The sequence below is a fragment of the Bacillus cereus group sp. BceL062 genome (assembly GCF_051780025.1).
Taxonomy (GTDB): domain Bacteria; phylum Bacillota; class Bacilli; order Bacillales; family Bacillaceae_G; genus Bacillus_A; species Bacillus_A toyonensis.
In genome coordinates this window covers 472,408-491,268 of record NZ_JBPWGY010000002.1, presented here as the reverse complement: position 1 = coordinate 491,268, position 18,861 = coordinate 472,408, and the positions used below count along the sequence as shown (strand labels likewise).

Sequence of the window (18,861 nt, the reverse complement as noted above, 5' to 3'; positions counted from 1 at the left end):
ATTGGCCAATTTGAATATTGAAAGTGAAAATCTCTTATTCTACATAGCCATCACACGTTATACAATTTGTCATACATTACTAAATGCATCCGTATAAAAACAACACAACTTACATTTTATCACATCAAATACACTTTGCTTTCGTACAATTAAATGGAATATATTAAAAAACACTAAAAATGAGGAGGAACTCTATGACACGTTGTACATATTGTAAGACGAAGTGGAAAATAAAAGATGTATGGTCGTTACTCATGACATTTGAAAAAGATTGTCCGTATTGTTTTGGAAGGCAATATCTTTCTAACGATACCTTTCATCATGCTAATGCTGCTTTACCTTTGCTATTCTTATGTCCTTTACTTGTTGATTTAAGCGATGAAAACCCTTTGGATAAATATCGTAAATAATATAACCTCTACATTTAAAACCTACTTTCTATTCAGTTTCCTTCTTATTAATTATTCCTTTATTCACTTCTAGCATGATTGTACAAGATCCATCTTTAAAAACTCCCTGTATAAATATTGTAAAATTTCAGTTAATTATATATAATTGCTTTAGCATTATTATTAAAGATGCTATTACATAAGTATTTTTGAAGATCCCGTAGCTCAGCAGGGAGAGCGCCACCTTGACAGGGTGGAGGTCGTGAGTTCGAGGCCAGTCGGGGTCATATAGTTAGAAACCGTGTCAAATTAACGTTTGATGCGGTTTTTATTTGTTTACTTTCATACTCTACAACGCCAGTGGTCACAGAATTGGTCACATTACCTACAAAATCTCTTCTATTTTGTTTACCGCATCTTCTTGCATTGTAGGCAGCACATGTGAGTAAGTGTCTAATGTGATTTTGATATTACTATGTCCTAACCTCTCAGAAATCACCTTCACATTCACACCTTTAGCTAATAGTAAGGTTGCATGCGTATGACGTAAATCATGAAAGCGAATCTTCGGAACAGCCGCTTTCTTAATCAAAGCGTTTAGACTTCTTCTCACATTAGCAGGATTAATTGGCGTTCCAGAAGGAGTACACATCACCAAGTCATTGTCTTGGTATTCCTCACCTTGACTCAGCTTCTCTTTCAATACGACTGCTCTGTACTTCTTTAGCTTTGCTACTGTTGATGCAGGTAATAGTATCTTTCTTAAACTTGATTTCGTCTTTCCTCCAAGCAAGAACGTCTTTCCATCATGGCTTAACGTTTGACTAATAGTTAAATGTCCCTTTTCTAAATCAACATCTTTCCAGCGCAACCCTAGTAATTCACCTTGCCGCATTCCAGTTACAAGAGCCATATGAAAGACAATAGAATATCTGCTATCTTGTGCAGCTTTCAAAAATAGCTGTACTTCCTGTTCGTTCCACACAGTTAACTCTTCCTTATCAGCTTTAGGTAACTTTGTTTTAGCTGCAACATTTTTACTTATTAACTCTAAATCTATTGCATGTTCAAGAGAGTTCCGAATGATTTTGATTATCTTCTCAATTGTTCCCCTCTTTAAACTTTCGTCTCGCAGTGAAGTAACGTAGTTTTGCATATGCAATGATGTTAACTTGGCTAGTTTGATATTGCCTAGAGAAGGAATGACACGGCTATTTAAGTATCCTTTCAGTACTCTTGCTGTTTGAATACCGACACTGTGCTTCTTCGTATTAAACCAACTCTCAAGATATTCACCATAAAGTAGTTTACTAGGTTCTACATATGCCCCTGTATGAACTTCTGAAAGTACCATTGTTAAAGCATTTTCTGCTTCTTTTTTAGTAATGAATCCCCTCTTCTTTTTTTGCTTCCTCTTACCCGTTAAAGGGTCAATACCAATGTCTACAGTATAATAATACTTTCCTGTTTTCTTATCTTTTTTGACGCTTCCTTTCATCGTTAAGTGCCTCCTTGGAGCCCTTAACTGTGCTGTATATGGTAATTATATTATAGCGTATCTATTATTTTAATTGGCTAGGATTTTACATTATTCCAGTATAAAAGACAGCTGAACGTTATTTATATATCTTTTCTAACATTTGAAGGAATATATCGAACAGTTCAATCCTTTAAATAAGGTATTTTAAGCGTCTGTTTTTGACCAATCTTATAATTGGAAGAAAGACCTTTAGTAATTTTGTATTTATCATCATTTTAGTGACCAAAATTATAAGAAAAAATATACTATTAGTCTGTGAATATTTTTCTCTTCAATAACAAAGGTAATACTAGATATCAAAAAGTCCTACCTCCTATAAAGGAGATAGGACCTTTTAAATTTTCAAGAAATTATAATTACAAAATGTAATCTCCATTGAAGCTTTACAGGTCATGACCACTTCTCATATTAAAGCTCCATTTCTACTTATGTAATAGTATTGAAAATAGTCTAGCAAATAAGGAGAATCATTTACTACACCAAGCCACATAAATGAGCAGAATAAAAAGGCATTAATAAATACCAAAAATGAACAAATTTTGGTAAACTGAGTATAATAAGTACTTGTTATACTTAATACATATGAAGAGGTGTGGCAAAAAGTGAGCGATTATGTAAAGAATGGGTATTGGTCAGTTGCAACACAAAAACATTTAAGAAAGTTTGCTATAGATAGCCCCAATATTGATGAATTTGAAAATTTGAATCTCTCAGGTAAAGCTGGTAGATTATTAGGAATAATTAGAGGGAATCAACAGTTAGATAATATAAAAAAATTAGAAAAAATGGCAGCTTCTGTTGGTATAGGAAAACTTGAATTACACCAAATAATTTTACCTAAGTTGGAAACAGCTTCAGACAAAAAAATAGAAATACATCGTAATTCAACAGGTGAAGTTATTGGCGTAGAAGAGTACGTATTTGGCAATAATGAAGTTTTAGATATTTCAGGAAGGTTCTTTGAACTGCTATCTCCTAGTCAAGTTGAAAGAGCAGTTATTGATAGCTTAGATATAACAAAAAGAATACCTCAACTTGAGAGTGAACTTTTACATACATTAAGTAAGAATGGGTATCACGAGCAAAATATAGCCCTTTCATGTTCCTTACAAGAACAATTTAAATTAATACAAAAACTTGGTCAAGGAAAAGGCAGAGAGCCTATATTTAGTAATGAATATGTTTGGGGACCCAATCATCATAAAATTGCCTACACTGTAGCAAATCTTGAACTAGATAAGAAGCAAACTATGGGGGGGGTAATTGAATTAATACAAGGTTCACAAGGTTACCCCTTAGCACAATTAATCAATATTGATTCGGAACTTTTACTCCTAGCGAAAAAGATAGGAATTATTAATCCTACAACCATTATATCTACTAGAGGTGTTCATCAAGAATTTGGTTTTAGCTCTAACTTGATTGAATCCAGTATGTACAATGACGATATTCTGGATGATGTAAAATTGTTGTTAGCTTCCATAAGATTCGGACAGTATTATACTGAGTATTCTACGTTAAGTGCACCTACCCAATTTTTAAATGCATTAATCAATAGAGATAGGGTTGGTCCCCATACTGCGAATGGAACAGATTATATTCTTTTAGAAAAGAGAGGTATTGTTAAAGCTATACCTTCTCATATCCCAAATCGGTATTATTTAAAATTAATTCGTAAAGATGTTGGGGAAGCTGCTCTTAAAATTCTCTCAGATGCCCAATTTGATATTAATTCAGAAATAGAAAGTAAAGACGTTGGGGCAATTATGCAATATGGTAATTTTAAATCTTCTGAAGAAACAAGAATTGAAATGGCACAATCACCTGAAAATGTTGCTGAAGCTGAAGAATATTTAGCACGAATTTTGCGTGATGAAAACATATAAGAGAGGGTGTAAAAAGGTGAGTAATAAAAAGAGTAACAATACTAGCAGTGATATTAAAGCTAGCACAGAAAACCAAATTGACACCAAAAAAATAGATACAGAAAATTCACTTAAGACCAGACAGCAGCAACATGAAGCCACAAACAAGACCATTGAGGAAAAGCAGGATGAAGACAACGTTTTACAAAAGAAAAAAAATATTCAAGTATCACCTTCGAAGCCAGAAAATACTCCAATAAATAATGGTGCATCAAAAAAGAAAACAAAAATAAGTCAAGGTGATTTATTAGAGTTCAGAGCTAAGAGGCTATTGTTCCATATGGGATACTTCCCTACTAGAGGGATAAAACTGAGAACATCGTTGGATGAGTATGGAGAAGACATTACAGATTTAGATGTCTATGGAATTTATATTCACAAAGATTTTAGGAGTAAATCGGTTTGGATAGACTGTAAATCTGGAGCTGCAAAACCCTTAGAGAGAATTTCTTGGATAATGGGAATTAAACAGAATTTCAAAATTGATGATGTACTTTTTATTAAAAATGGTATTAGAACAAGTGTCAAACATTTTTCAAGGAAATCAGGAATTGAAGTTTTAGATTTGATGACATTAGAAAAGATAGAAAAAGACTACAGAATTGAAAGTAATGTTTGGATGGGTTCCTGGAATCCCAGTATTATGTTAAACAAAATAAATGAATTTACAAAACTCTCCATCCCTAATTCGGATATTTATAAAAGGATTGCAAATTTCATTTCCTATGAATACTGGCAAAGAGATAGCTTTACAAAATTAAAAAAATGTATAACCGCTTTAAGGGAATTATCCATGATACCGACAAACAGTTACTCTAAAGAAGAAGAGCAAACGTTTAGATGGGGAGTATATCAATTAACAACCCTATTTATTCTAGCCATCCTTAACATTGCTAAGGAAGTATATTATTATAATTCAGATGACAGACGCAAAGCGCTTCATGAAGGAATATTATCTAGTGATATACCATTAAGAAAGAGAACGGAAATTTTACAAGCCGCATATAAATTAGCTTTTGAAATGGTAAAATCTAAATACCCAGATTCAAATCTAACAATGGAAAGAAATTTAACTATCCAACCGCCTGATTATTTCGAGCAATTGTTAGACTTGCTTTCTCGTATTATTGATAACCCAAATACTTACTATGATATTTTACGTACAACAGATTTCATCTTAATGGAATATCAACTATTAGGTAAAAAATTAGATACTAATGAAATTAAATCTTTATGCACAAATTTCGATAGCAATTACGTAGGCATAAAAACTTTTCTACATTTTATACATCAAGTGACCAATATTCCAAAGGATTATTTTAATACTACACTATAAAAAACCTATTAATAACAATTATTAGTAAACACCTACACTTATAAGGCATCTATATTTTTTAATCGCCTTATAAGTGTAAAGTTTTGGATTCTCCTATTGTTCAACAACACTATTAATATTCTCCTTAAGTCTTTTTTTAATATGTTAAAATGCGGTAATTAACTCTTCTTTTATCATATTTTATGATTTTTAATAAAATCACAGTTTTATTAAAAATCATAAAATAATTTCTTGTATTCTTTTTCTAGCATCCACTCCTTATACACAAAAAAAGGAAGCCTCAGTAAGAGACTTCTTTAATTATTATTTATACAACTTCCACTACTACTTAATCTCTTTAAACTATAAATAATAGTTATTGATTAGATTATCTAATCAATAACTGCAAAATGTAATTTTTCTCGATTAATCTTTATGCTATAGGAGCTTTCTCCTTATGAGCATTTAATTTATCATTCTCATCCATAGAATTATCTTCATTCTCATTCATGGAATTATCTTCATTCTCATCCATGGAATTATCTTCATTCTCATCCATGGAATTATCTTCATTCTCATCCATGGAATTATCCTCAATTTTATCCATTACCTTTGAAGTTTCTATAGTTTGAGATTTCACTTTAGACTTCTCTTCTTCCATCTTTCTAAACCTGTAATTTTGAATATACCGCATATGTATCTTAGATTCTTCTTTTTCCCAATCTATCCTATCTAAAAAAAGTTTCCATGAACTCTTCTTTTCTAACCTTTTAATGAAAGTATCTATCCAGTTATAATAATTCCAGCCATTTACGGATAACAATGCTGAGAGTTTTAGCTTCCCTGACACCTTCATATTAACACTGTACCCCAATAACTCATCTACCTCTTGGTCTGTATAAAAAGTTTTAAACCGCTTAGAAATAGAAGCTGAGTGTCCATCAAACCCAATTTCAAACTTGATTATCGCTTTTTTAGTAATAATCTCTAACATTCCAATATCTAGGCGTTTAATTCGACTTTTCTTTGGTAAAACAAGGTCAAATCTATTATATTCTGCTCCATTATAATACATTCTTACAAGAACCTTATTACCATCCTCTACTTTATATATGGATGCCACTTTTTTCTTTTCTTTTTCATCTAAATCTAGAAATACTTCCCGTTCTTCTATCGGTCTAGTCAATAAGTCTAATATGCGATTTTTTAATAATGGTTGCAGGTTGTCTCTATCATACTCTTGTAACTCTTGTTTTAGTTCCTCTTGTTTAGCAAAATAGTCAGTAAGATGTGTGGACAGCATGTCTAGAAGATAGTATTCTGTAGCCTCAATCAGTAAAACCTTAGATACAGACTTTTCCTTACTTTCTACCTTTGCAACTAGTGTTTCTATATCATTTCTACCATCATCTAAAGCCTCTTTTTTCCACCCTGCTTCCAATGCACGATTCTCTAAAAATACAGAAGATAAGGTAGTACTTATATCAGTACCAAATGAATAGTTAAACACAGGAATAATCTTTTTATCCTTCTTGTTAAATAAAACTACAGCTTTAACTTCTGTATTTAGACTTCGATTCTTTACCCTTATGAATAAAATGTACAATAAGGAGACCAATACCAAAACTACCCCTGCTATACCTAGAATCCCCATATTTATCCCCGCAGATTCAGAAGATAGATAATTTGCTATTAATGCAGTTCCAAGGGCAAGAAAAAAAGCTACAAAAACAACTTCTATAAAAAGACCTCGTTGAATAATAAAATCACTAACTAACTTTTTTCTTTCTTTATTCTCCATTATTTTCCCCCGCTACCTTTTTTTATAACATCATATCTTAATTCTATTAATCTTACAATGTTAATGAAAACTTTCTGACCATCTTATTAAATTTCAAATTATAAATTCAACTAATAACATTGAAGTGTAATAAATTAAGGATTTCCCTCTTGCAATAATTGCTCGTTGTTTTTATTCATAAAATATAATTAAAGTTGACGAAACTACTCCAATATACAAAAAAGAGAGCCTCAATTAAGAGACCCTATTTATCACATCTGACCATATCTAATCCTATGAAACACTTCAAGAGGATTGTTTGTGGTTCGTTCTAATTTGACAGGCTGTCCCCCCTCAAATTGATTCTCCCATTCCTTGTGTTCTCGTTGTTTTTGATGTTCATATTCATCTATTATCTCTTTTGCTGTAACCTTTCTTGTCCCATGTCCCAAAACAGCATCAAGCGTCATGTGTTTCACACCGTCATCACCATACTTTTCTTCATAAACCCGAATCTCATCTCTAATGGTTTGCATAGCATCAAAATATTCATAATCTGTAATTCCTGTACAATATCCAATTTCCAGAAATTCTTTTTCGTATTCATAGAATTCTTTTTCAACATAGTACTTGGAAAGCTCGATATTTGGTTTGGCTTTAATGTTGTTGCCTTGCTGTGCTAGATTTTCTAATTCAATCTCTCTAAAGACTTGATTTTGATTGTTTTGTACTTTCTTCGTCAATTCTATATGTTGTTCAGTGTTCACGCAGGGTTCATAATTACGAATCCCATTTTTAACACTTTTCTCATGCTCTGCCTTCGCTGAGAGTGACAGTCCTAGCTGTTCAAGTTCTTTCCTTTCATATTCATCAATCATTTTTTGAACTGCTTTAATTTCATCGGATTCAGTGATACTCATGCCACGTAATTGAAGATAGAGGTTTCTAATACACTCAACATATTTATCGCTCTCAAGTAGTGCTATATAAGGTGATTTCTCTTTCCCCTCAGAATAAGCCTCTTCTTCCATACGCTGCTCATTAGATGCGATGATTTCTTCCTCTGATGTACCGAGTACTATCAGTAACTCGCTCACATCATCTTCAAGCTGAAATTTCTTATCATGCTTCTTCTTCAAATAATTGTGATACTTCTTTTGAGCATTATCTACAACATAATCAAGTAACTTAGAGTGGTATGCTTGTTCGTTTTCATGTAAATCGAATGAATCAATTTCACTAGGATAATGTGCCTTAATATACTCATCAAATGCGTATTTGTTTGATACTTCGATTCGAAACACTTCATAAATATACTGCAAGTGCATTGCATCGCCTTCTGCATCTTCTACATTCTCAATATATTCAAGCCACTCAGCTTTAAAAGCTTTGGTCTTTGGACAGTTCTTAAACATTAGTGAATGTGTTTTAGAAATTTCATGTTTCTTAAGCAAATGTTCTTCAATGAATTTTATCTCCATGGCAAGGAATCCATCAATTTCAATCGGCTTATCAGAACCTTTTACCTTACCTTTCCATGAACATATTCTGCTAATTAGTTTCAACTTCTCCGCTTGGTTAAGTACAGTCTGTATTTGTCCTTTAGCAACCTTAGTTAACGTGTAAGCAAGGTCTTGGAATATCTTCTCTTCTCCATCTTCTATAATTCCTAACCCAATCATGGATTGCTTATATGGTTTAAGTGCTTTTTCACTGAAAACGCCATTCATGATATCTTTTTCAGCAGAGGATATAAGTCCAAAATAGGTTGCCCATCCATTTCTAGTCCTTGCCTTGTTATCAATATCATTCATCTTCCTCATAACCATGAGCGCTAAATTCTTTGAATGGGGTGGTGCTATTCCTTTATTAAATTGCCGTCTGTCTTCTTTCTTAGCTTTTACTTTTCGCTTCTTATCTGTGATGATGATTCGGTTCTTACCAATACCTTTGTCCCTAACCTCTTCGTAATAGCATTCAATTTCTTTGATAAGAGATTCGTATTCACGTTTGTTTAGATTCCCATTATTCTTATTCAAAGATTTCATCTTTTCTGGTTTAAACTTCTTAACTGCATTTTGTAGTGTCCATTCTTTTGCCACTTTTTTACCTACTTTCTCCTTATTTTTATTAATGAATTTGAGGATTAATTTCTGTGCAAGATTTACCTCTATATAGAGACATTTTTATATAAATATTTAGAGACAAATCTTGCACTGTTTTTTTGCCATAGATTCGCCTTATCTTTACTAACGGTTTTGATATTTTCAGTTGATATTTTTTAATTTACGATTATCTGAATCCGATTCAATGTCATAACTTAAGGACATCCGTTCCATGTCTCCCTTAGAAAACACAAAAAAGGAGCGAATCTACATACAACTCACCTCGTTCGAAAGCACACTTATCCCTGTCCAATATAGGCATAAAAATTAGCCTATCCCTATGAGTACATCATAGGCATACAGAATAAGTGCGCCTCCTTATGAGGCGGTTGCATGTAAATCCACTCCTTTATAATTTATTCATTCAACAATTTACTTTTTAAAATTTTAATTCTTAATATAATAACATTATTATTCTCATAATACAATAGATTCATTATAGTAAATGAACAAGAAGCCAAAAATAGGAGTGTATCGAAATTAGTGTTATAAATACAGGAAATTGGATGTTTATGTTAACAATAAACTAGCAAAATATCCGTCTCGTATCGGAATTTTTTATGTCTTGCTTGGTGTAAATTGAGGCGCTTAACTCCTTTTCATAACAAGAGGGCTATAATATATGAAAATATATTATAGCCCTCAGTAATTATATATTTAAATGAGATGGTGCTTTCTCTGAAATCTTTTTAATGTCCTCTTCCATCTCCAATAGATGAATTTTCCGATGGCAATTCGGACATAAAGCAACCACATTATCTATAGTGTCACTTCCACCTTTAGATAAGTAATGGATATGATGGACTTCTAAAAATGGGTTTCCGTATTTATCTGAGAAAGGCGCTTCTTTGTCACAGAGCTGACAAATTCCCTTTGCCACCCTTCTTGCAAATTCCTTAACATATACACTTCTTGTGAAGACAGATGTTTGTGTTGTTCTACAAGTACTTTCTATTTGTGATTGCTGTTTTGAGGAGATTTGTTTTAACCTCTCTAATGAAAGACTTTTAAAATAAGCAGCTTTCATGCTACAAAATTCTTGATACATAGCAGGAAAATGCTTGTATTCAGCAGATGACATTATATGTTCTTTCCATGTTTTCTGCTTCTCCTTAACCTCTAACATTGAATCAAACTTAGTAACCCATACTTCTTCCTCAAGGCTAACGCCATAATCTTTTGCTTCCTTTACTATGTTAATAGCCTGCTCTTCAGATTTACACAATAATATCTGGTGTTTAAATAAAACGCTATATTTTCGCCTTCGGTTAACTTGAGTTTTTAAAATTCTATTTTTTAACTCAACACAGTCTTCATAATCCTCAATAAAATGTATTAAAGTGCGATTATAAAATACAAATGGTGGTTTGAATCCATGTTCATCTATTTTATTGTAAAACACTTTAACTTGTTCAGCTTTTTCCAAATAATATACCATCATATTAAGTTCGCCTATTAGTGGGCTTCTGTTATGCTTTTTTATTAAATCTAAGTACAAAAGTATTTCAGATAAATCTATTGTAATGTTCATAATCCACCTCCTTTTTTATTCCATGTTACATCTAGCAATAGCCTTGTAATAGGAAGTATTCTAATACGCTGGTTAGTATTTATCAATGAGATAATCAATCCACTCTATATTAATTACCACTACTGCTTCACGGATAATCCTAACCTTTCTTTTGCATTCTCACATGCTGTTTCAAAATATCCTTTAATAACCATTAGTTGTTCTGGATTCAACTTGAATCTAGACATTATTTGTATCCAATTTGATTCGTTGGTAAATTCCTCCCATGTAAGGTCATATTTGTTGTAACTGTTCATTGCATATACAACCCAACGAATTAACCTCTTCCTTCCATTTGCGTTCAATTTCTTTCGATAGAATAGAGTTGATGCAGCACTTCGTTGATATGACCTATTCACATCAATTCTCTTTGCAACATTCCTAAACAAATTCACAGTATTTCTAGCATCAGTCCTTGCACGATGGGCTTTTCCCCTCCATTTCGAGCCCATTACTTCCATTGCATATTTAAGACTAGGAGTATTTTCAAACAAATCCTCAAATGCATGATACATTACGTGTTGTAAATCTATGAATCTAGGCATATCCCACTCAATATTATGAAGAATACAATCATTTTTAAGAAAATTAGAATCAGCATTCCCCCAAGTTACTATTACACATTTCTCTTCTAAAAAATAATGAAACCATTCGAGCATTTCGGGAAATGTAGGTGCGTCCTGTACTGTTTTATCGCTAATTCCAGTTAATATCTCAGTATATGTAGAGATGGATGTACTTGGTTTTACAAGAGAACAAAATTCACCACGCCCTTTTAATGTTTTAGAATCTAATTTGAATGCAGAAATCTCAACAATCTCTGTTGGCTTATTTGTACTATATCTTCTAGCATTCGCCTCTAAATCTAATACAATGTAATACAAAAATTCCCGCTCCTTAACTTAAAATTCTTATACAACTTCGTCTAACTGCAAACCTTGCAGGTTTTGTATAAGCCAAAACTGTCACTTGTCATAGGAGGTTACTCCTTTTATTTCTATTAATGCTACTTTAAATTCTGTTAATGATATTCTCTTTCTTACCGTAACTTTTCTAAACAAATAGAGAGCCGCCATGACTACTCCTTCAGTGGAATGAATAATATTAACAATCCGTTGCTTTTCAAATCCTACTTTTTAAACGTCATCCATGGTAATCTGATAGAAATCTTGCTTCATTTTCTGTATTCGATTAATTTTATCTGCGTAAACAAGCTTAAATTTGTCTTTAAAATCATCTTTATCAGATGAAAGCTTCATTATTGAAACAAGCCCTTCTAAATGACTCCGAAGATATTGAATTCCTTCATCCGAGAGATGTTGGAACAAGCGGAATTTACGGTCAACACGTCCAGTTTGACTATTATGGATAAGAGGATTCATTTCGTCTAATTTCTCGAAAACATTAGGTGGTAACATATCATACACATAGGTGCGAGTAAACCCAGCAAAAAATTTGGGTCTTCTCTGTGTAGTCGGGTCATATGGCAGACCATAAATGCGAAAGATTTGTTCAAAATATTCACTATGAAATTCCTTGGAATACGGTCTTAACTCTTCAGATATGAACTCCTCTAATAAAACTTGTAATTCATCTTTCCCTCTAATACTCTGATAATTTGTCGCTTCATCGATGAGAGCAGTAATTCCGACTCTTGCAAGGGAACGGAGTAATATCTTAGCCTTATTTAGTACATGTTGTTGTGAAGCGGTAATTAACTCTCTTTTCTCAGCCTCCATGTATATATCACAAATTATTGGAATAGTATTCGCATCATACCACTTTCCAGTTTTCCCATTAAATTGAGCAACATCAAAAGGTGTAATAGTGAGTAGATGCTCTGGATACATATCCATTAAAAGCGCCGCTAATACTTTAGAGCCAATAATAGGAGGAAACCCATCAAGTCTTGTTTCACCTTTCCTTTTACGGTCAAGCGCAGCAAATAAACTGGTGTCTTTAATAACTCGTCGACCATCATTTAATACCGAACATTGTAGTTTAGTATCACCTATATACAAATCTGATTCAACCACTACAGCTCTTGGGATTTCAACAAAATGGTTGTAACTTAAATCATTGTAATACTTCTCAACGAGTTCTTGCTGCTCTCTATTGAAATAGCAATCTCCATTCTCATGGATAGCAACATAGACTTTCTCTTCATCCATTACAAAATAACCGACTGCTTTTGCATGAGGCATCTTTAAACACTTCTCAACATAGCCATGTTTTTTTATCTCCACACAGATTCCTCCTTCTCAGGTCCAGCTTTTTTAATATATTCTCTCCAGTAAGGACCATATTACAAAATTACAAGTTTCAAGGGGAGAAAATTCATAACGCATAGAAATTTGTTCAGAATGAAAAGATTCTTTCGTCTGTACAACAAATATCATTACACATTATTGCTTCTCTCCCAAACAGACAGAGAACATTTTTAATAACCTTTTGATATGTTTAATCTCCATACGTTCCTGTAAAATAAAAATTTTGCTTATCAATATGAAAAACGAAGTTCTTTAAGCAAATCTACCAATAATTGTATACCATCCAAATCTCGAAAATAGACACCATTATCATCTAACTCTGAGATTCTTAATTGTAAATCCACTCTTACTTTCGACAATTCCTTGATAACAACAGATTTTTGTTCTAAAGAAATTTCTTCAGCTAATGTAGTATCTACTCCTAACATTCTGTACTCTAACTCTTCTTCTCCAATCTCGTCTGTTAGAAAGAGATTTATCAGTTCCTTATACCGCTCCCAGTGAAGTTCAGATTTAATAATAAGTACTGTTGTTCTTATAGGGTTAAAATCAGAAAAGATTTCACCAAGGCTCACACCTGTATTCTCCCAAAAATCTGTACTATACTGATAAAACCGAGATTGCTCCTTTAATACTTTCATAAATAAATCCATTTTCCTCATTTATTTTCCCCCCTCCCCTATTTTTCACTAGTCCCATGCACCTTTTATAACCTTAATGCCAAGTCCTTCTTCTGCAACTAACACTAGGGCTTGATGCATCGTAATTCCATTTTCATTTATTTTTTTGCTAAGTGGAGAATCATTCCACACCGCAAAAAATTGTTCTTCATTTAGCGTCTCCATGTGTTTCTTAATTAGCATATTCAAATCATCAAGCAAGCTTTGGATGTTATCAAAATGTTTCTTAACGTATTCTTCAACTACCTGTTCATTTGATTGCTCTTCATTATCAATGGACATTGTATATCCCCTCCTAAATTTTTTTTATTCATTCCCAAAAACCCCCTTTCATTTATTATATTATAAAATAAAAATTAATTATTTTCAAAATATTTAAAATAAAAATAATAAATAAAAATCCGCTGCAATACTGTATTAGTTATACAGTGTCACACTAACACATTAACTTTATGCTGTTAAAAACACCCCTATATAATTATATTTAAATAATAATTATTTTTTCACTTCAAATAAAAAACCACAATAATATTTCAAAATCTCTATTATAAATACCGTCCCACCTTATCCTCTAATGCTAAAAAAGCAAAGTACTCCCTCGATTCATACCTTTTTGTATCGTGTGATTTAGGGTACTACGTATCCCCTCTTTAGTAAAAGAACCGTAAAATGTGAAAAATAGCCCCCCCACCGCACAAAAAAAAGGAATGAGTCACCCCATTCCCTTTACCATTATACAGACAGTTAAAGACATAAATTTGTGGTCACAAATGGTCACATAACTTACAATAACCATTGCTTTTTTAATAGAATTTCATTTATATAAACCCGTGAAAATGCCTTTAAATCAACGTTTCTCCCGTAGCTCAGCAGGGAGAGCGCCACCTTGACAGGGTGGAGGTCGTGAGTTCGAGCCTCTCCGGGGTCATATCCTTTTGTATCAACTGTTGATAATTTCATATTTTGAGCAAAACTAACGGTGAGTACCGCTCAAGTTTTGATCGAAACTCCTCCTTTAACTCTAAATGAGAATAAAGGAGGAGTTTTTATGTCTTTAACATACTTCACAGAAAAAGAAATCGTAAAAAAAACGACAACCCCACAAACGGAAAACTAGCAAAATTTCAAAAGAATATTCTGTTGAACGCGTATTCGAAAGATTTATTGATAGTAAAGTAAAACAGAATTCACGCCCCAAAATCATTGAATCAATTCCTTCTTATGTTTAATAGTATAAAAGCATTTCATGGAACACAAAATGCTCAAATATTCTATATGACCGATATTACAACAAATTTTATTTATGACTGGGTTTATTGATTAAAAAATGAATGTGTATGCTTTGATGGCCATATTTACGTGCATCAAGATACAGAAATAGGAATCAGAACAATGGAGCGCTATGTAGAAATGGGGCTGTTAGAAGATGCAAGTTTGGTAGCGGAAATTCTCAAGGAAACGAGATGCTGTGATTTACTGCATGTAATAAAATTGTTTGATTTTCAATCCGCTGAGCAGATTGAACATATCTCACGAGGTAACCCAAGCACTTACTCAGCACAATGGTATACAACGGTCTATGTTTAACATAGGCCCATTTTTTATAAGGAGTAATTGCTATGATCGACGTATATATAATGCAACCATTCGATAAAAGGGAATTTGCCAAAATAGAAATTTTATTGACTTCGGAAGTGACTGAAATATTGAGGATTTCAATGGCTCGTATGAATGCGCTATTGAAAAAGGGACAAATCAAACCCATCAGACGGACGAAAGGCACGAGTATATTTCTACGTGAAGAATGGTTAAAGGATATGGAATGAAGGTACAAATCTATAATTGAAGATGTTAAAAAATCGTATCATCAAAAAATTAAAGAAAATGTTAATGAGACTTTATCAGGCTTAGCATGATGAAAAACGAACTATAGTATTGGTTCGTTTTTTATTATGCACTTTTGCATACAGGATTATTTTCTCTTGTAAATAGGTAATAGTAGTATATAATAAAATAATATTTTACCAATAAAAGGTAACGAGGGGGGTGGGATAAGTAAATACCCAAAACGTATTAACAGATTTATTCTATGTAAATCATGATACATATATGGAATCAAAACTATGGAATTTTATGTAGAGATTAGATTACTACACGACACAAGATTACTAGCGAATACATTCGAGGAAAAACAGCGTTCGATTAGATTCATGTTATAAAACTACTTAATGTGATATCTATTGAACGAATTGAGAATATACTTAGGAGGAATTTCAAGTGAAAACATTTGGTAAAGTATTATTAACAGGAGCTTTAGCTTTGGGCGGTTTCACGGTTATGAACATTGATACAACTAAAGCACATGCCGACGGAGCAAGCGAGTTCTGTCGTTATATCTGTGGACCTAGCGAAACGGTGAATGGTGTTACAGTTCAAGTACACGCTACGGAATACCGATTTGGGCAAAACGTAATTGCAAGAATTACAAATGACCGAACTGAGGATATTCATTACAATGTCAGCATCGAAAAGAAATATGGAGATAGCTGGGGAGAATATGATACTTTCTTCAATTGGAAAAATCAATGGGTTCCAGCTGGAAGTAATGATAAAATTTCTACTTTCACAGGATATGGCGAAGATATTGGAGATAATGGAACATACCGTTACAAAGTTGAAATTGTAAGCGCTGATGGTTCTGTAGATACAATTTACACAGCAGGAATGACAGTTATAGGAAGAGGAGAATAATCATGAAAAAATAAGCTTTTCGGAGCTTATTTTTTTATATATAAAATTGAATATCAATATTTAGAAATGGATAGGTAGGGAACGAAACAGTCCTTACCTATTTTATAAATTCCACGTATTTACCTAATGGTGCATATGTGTTTATGATCCTACCTCTTCTTTTTCTATCGTTTGCAACATAAGGTTTTTTAAATTATCAACGCTTTCTAAATTGACAACACATTCTTTTATATTTATTTATATACATTTTACAACAACAAAGAACTACATAGATTAACCATGTAGTTCTTTGTAAATATAAGTCTCAAAAATGAATGGGCTAATCTTATTTCTTTCCTAACTTGATTGCCTTTTTTATATTACTAAATGCACCTTTACCATATAATAATACGCCGCCGCGGTAAACACGGCTCGTTAAACCAATCATCATACATATTGTTGCTAATAGAATCGCTAATGTAAGCGCAATCTCCCATACTGGAATATTGAGGAATCCAATTCGTACGAGCATAACAATAGGAGTAAAGAAAGGTATATAACTAGTAACGGTAACAACCGTGCTGCTTGGATTTGACATTCCATAAAGTGCGATATACAAAGCAGCAATTAACATAAACATCAGTGGCATAACAGCTTGAGAAGACTCCTCTATACGACTAATAATAGAGCCGAGTAGACAAGATAATGAGCCATATAATAAGAATCCTAATGTGAAGAATAGAATCCCATACGCCACTAGAGTAGGAGCAACAGAGTTTAAATCAATACTATTTAAAATATCATTTTTCGATTCATTAATTGCTATTTTATACCCAACAGTTGCGACCAAGCCCCAAATTATCATTTGTGTAATACCTGCCAATAATGTTGAGAATAGCTTCGCATATAAATGTTTTGTAGGCGAAATACTTGAAACAACTAACTCCATTACACGAGAAGATTTTTCTGTTGCAACATCTGTAGCTAATTGTGCAGCATATAATAATATCATTAAATAATTTAGCATGATAAAGGTATTAATTAAAATTCCTACACCCTCTGTATGTTCTCCATCTTTAACCTTATCTGAAACAGTTTTGGTATGAATTTCTACTGGCGTCGTTAACACCTTTAATTCATCTTGCGATAGATTCAATTGCTGAGCGAAATTAGAAGATTGTATTTGAGATAAAATAGTTTGGACCTTGCTAACATCTTGCTGATTTACATCTGTCTCAGTTATATACGTAGCCTTCAGTTGTTTATTACCCAATTCCTCTACAACAATTGCATATGTATAATCACCATTTTTAACGCCCGATTCTGCTTTTTGTTTATCCATACTATATTTAACATGCAATTTACTATCTACGTTTTTAAACACTTGATGAATAGTTGTATATAATTCTTCTTTTTCTGTAACAATGACAACTTGCTCTTCCTCGTTACCTGCAAAATAGTCATAAATTTTGTCAAAATTCATCAGTCCTATAATTAACATAGAAATTATGATTGTAATAGCAATATATGATTTAGCTTTTACCTTAGATTTATAGTTTTGTAAAAAAACCGTCCAGAAACTATTCATGCTGTGCACCTACTTTCTCAATAAAGATGTCATTTAGTGTAGGCTCTTCCACTGCGAACTTTTTAACATACCCTAATTTCGTTATCTCTTTAAATAAAACATGCGAAACTTCTTCATATGAAATTTTAAGAGTAACTGCATTCTTACGTTTCTTCATACTTTCCACACCTTTTATTTCTTTTAAATGATCAAAGTCATGATCGCCAACGATTACAACATTCTTTTTACCAAAGTCACTTTTAATTTTGGCAATGTCTCCCTGAACAACAGGTACTCCTTTGTGCATGATACAAATGTGTTGGCATAATTCTTCCACATGTTCCATACGATGTGAACTAAAAAGAATCGACGACCCTTGTTTTTGCATATCAAGAACAGCTTCTTTTAACATTTCAACATTTACTGGATCTAAACCACTAAATGGTTCATCTAAAATTAAGAGTTCAGGCTTATGTATAATCGCTGTTATCAGCTGAATTTTTTGCTGATTCCCTTTTGAAAGTTCTCCTACCTTTTTGTTCAGATACTCAGTTATATTAAAACGCTCCAGCCAATAGTGCAGTTCTTTTTCTGCATCTTTACTTTTCATATTCTTTAATTTTGCAAAAAAGTTAACTTGTTCTTTGACAGTCATTTTCGCATAAAGACCACGTTCTTCTGGTAAATACCCAATCTTATCTGTAACATCATAATTTATAGGTTTACCATTCCATGAAATGGTTCCGCTTGACTTCGATAAAAGTCCAAGTATCATTCGAAATGTAGTCGTTTTACCTGCTCCATTCCCGCCCAAGAATCCAAATATTTCACCTTTCGGTATCTCGATATTCAAATTATTCACTGCAACATGCTCGTCAAATTTCTTTGTTAAATCTTTAATTAGTAAACTCATTATCCACAACCTTAATT

Annotated in this window: 16 protein-coding genes; 6 read left to right on the top strand and 10 right to left on the bottom strand. The window is 32.7% G+C overall.

Translation table 11 applies throughout. The features are described from left to right. Positions 1-194 precede the first annotated feature (194 nt). Positions 195-410: a hypothetical protein gene (locus ACS2MN_RS07710; protein ID WP_000196285.1), complete on the top strand. Its 216-nt coding sequence runs from the start codon at positions 195-197 to the stop codon at positions 408-410. Between the two features lie 364 nt (positions 411-774). Here ACS2MN_RS07710 and ACS2MN_RS07705 read toward each other — a convergent pair whose 3' ends face one another. After that, complete coding sequence (locus ACS2MN_RS07705) at positions 775-1,887, bottom strand: tyrosine-type recombinase/integrase (protein ID WP_346994110.1); 1,113 nt, start codon at positions 1,885-1,887, stop codon at positions 775-777. 644 nt (positions 1,888-2,531) lie between these two features. Between ACS2MN_RS07705 and ACS2MN_RS07700 the strand changes: the two genes are divergently transcribed. Further along, entirely contained in the window at positions 2,532-3,815 is a 1,284-nt protein-coding gene (locus ACS2MN_RS07700; protein WP_346994109.1) for a hypothetical protein, read from the top strand. A 16-nt stretch (positions 3,816-3,831) separates the two neighbouring features. Next, on the top strand, positions 3,832-5,190 hold the full coding sequence (locus ACS2MN_RS07695; RefSeq protein WP_346994108.1) for a hypothetical protein: 1,359 nt from the start codon (positions 3,832-3,834) through the stop codon (positions 5,188-5,190). A gap of 412 nt (positions 5,191-5,602) precedes the next feature. Here the strand turns inward: ACS2MN_RS07695 and ACS2MN_RS07690 are convergent, their stop codons facing one another. The 7 genes from ACS2MN_RS07690 to ACS2MN_RS07660 all read right to left on the bottom strand — a co-directional run bounded on the left by ACS2MN_RS07690 (position 5,603) and on the right by ACS2MN_RS07660 (position 13,916). After that, positions 5,603-6,970, bottom strand: a complete 1,368-nt coding sequence (locus tag ACS2MN_RS07690; RefSeq protein WP_438894676.1) for a hypothetical protein — start codon at positions 6,968-6,970, stop codon at positions 5,603-5,605. 251 nt (positions 6,971-7,221) lie between these two features. Beyond that, entirely contained in the window at positions 7,222-9,051 is a 1,830-nt protein-coding gene (locus ACS2MN_RS07685) for a hypothetical protein (RefSeq protein WP_346994106.1), read from the bottom strand. 712 nt (positions 9,052-9,763) lie between these two features. Then, complete coding sequence (locus tag ACS2MN_RS07680) at positions 9,764-10,645, bottom strand: HNH endonuclease (protein ID WP_346994105.1); 882 nt, start codon at positions 10,643-10,645, stop codon at positions 9,764-9,766. A gap of 119 nt (positions 10,646-10,764) precedes the next feature. Further along, complete coding sequence (locus ACS2MN_RS07675) at positions 10,765-11,568, bottom strand: exonuclease domain-containing protein (protein ID WP_346994104.1); 804 nt, start codon at positions 11,566-11,568, stop codon at positions 10,765-10,767. A gap of 252 nt (positions 11,569-11,820) precedes the next feature. Continuing rightward, entirely contained in the window at positions 11,821-12,930 is a 1,110-nt protein-coding gene (locus ACS2MN_RS07670; RefSeq protein ID WP_346994103.1) for a P63C domain-containing protein, read from the bottom strand. Between the two features lie 254 nt (positions 12,931-13,184). Next, positions 13,185-13,616, bottom strand: a complete 432-nt coding sequence (locus tag ACS2MN_RS07665) for a hypothetical protein (protein WP_346994102.1) — start codon at positions 13,614-13,616, stop codon at positions 13,185-13,187. 27 nt (positions 13,617-13,643) lie between these two features. Then, positions 13,644-13,916, bottom strand: coding sequence for a hypothetical protein (locus tag ACS2MN_RS07660; RefSeq protein ID WP_098285845.1), 273 nt, complete (start codon positions 13,914-13,916; stop codon positions 13,644-13,646). Positions 13,917-15,026: 1,110 nt separating this feature from the next. Between ACS2MN_RS07660 and ACS2MN_RS07655 the strand changes: the two genes are divergently transcribed. From ACS2MN_RS07655 to ACS2MN_RS07645, 3 genes are all read left to right on the top strand, one after another. Continuing rightward, complete coding sequence (locus ACS2MN_RS07655; RefSeq protein WP_000443120.1) at positions 15,027-15,221, top strand: hypothetical protein; 195 nt, start codon at positions 15,027-15,029, stop codon at positions 15,219-15,221. Between the two features lie 32 nt (positions 15,222-15,253). Continuing rightward, positions 15,254-15,460, top strand: a complete 207-nt coding sequence (locus ACS2MN_RS07650) for a hypothetical protein (RefSeq protein ID WP_000568079.1) — start codon at positions 15,254-15,256, stop codon at positions 15,458-15,460. A 451-nt stretch (positions 15,461-15,911) separates the two neighbouring features. Next, the gene (locus ACS2MN_RS07645; protein ID WP_000846645.1) at positions 15,912-16,385 is read left to right on the top strand and encodes a hypothetical protein; all 474 of its coding nucleotides are present in this window, start codon (positions 15,912-15,914) and stop codon (positions 16,383-16,385) included. 325 nt (positions 16,386-16,710) lie between these two features. On the opposite strand, the gene ACS2MN_RS07640 is transcribed toward ACS2MN_RS07645, so the two are convergent. Then, positions 16,711-17,952, bottom strand: a complete 1,242-nt coding sequence (locus ACS2MN_RS07640) for an ABC transporter permease (protein WP_103592420.1) — start codon at positions 17,950-17,952, stop codon at positions 16,711-16,713. Beyond that, on the bottom strand, positions 17,945-18,844 hold the full coding sequence (locus tag ACS2MN_RS07635; RefSeq protein WP_000054717.1) for an ABC transporter ATP-binding protein: 900 nt from the start codon (positions 18,842-18,844) through the stop codon (positions 17,945-17,947). The genes ACS2MN_RS07640 and ACS2MN_RS07635 overlap by 8 nt, the downstream gene beginning before the upstream one ends. Between the last annotated feature and the right edge of the window lie 17 nt (positions 18,845-18,861).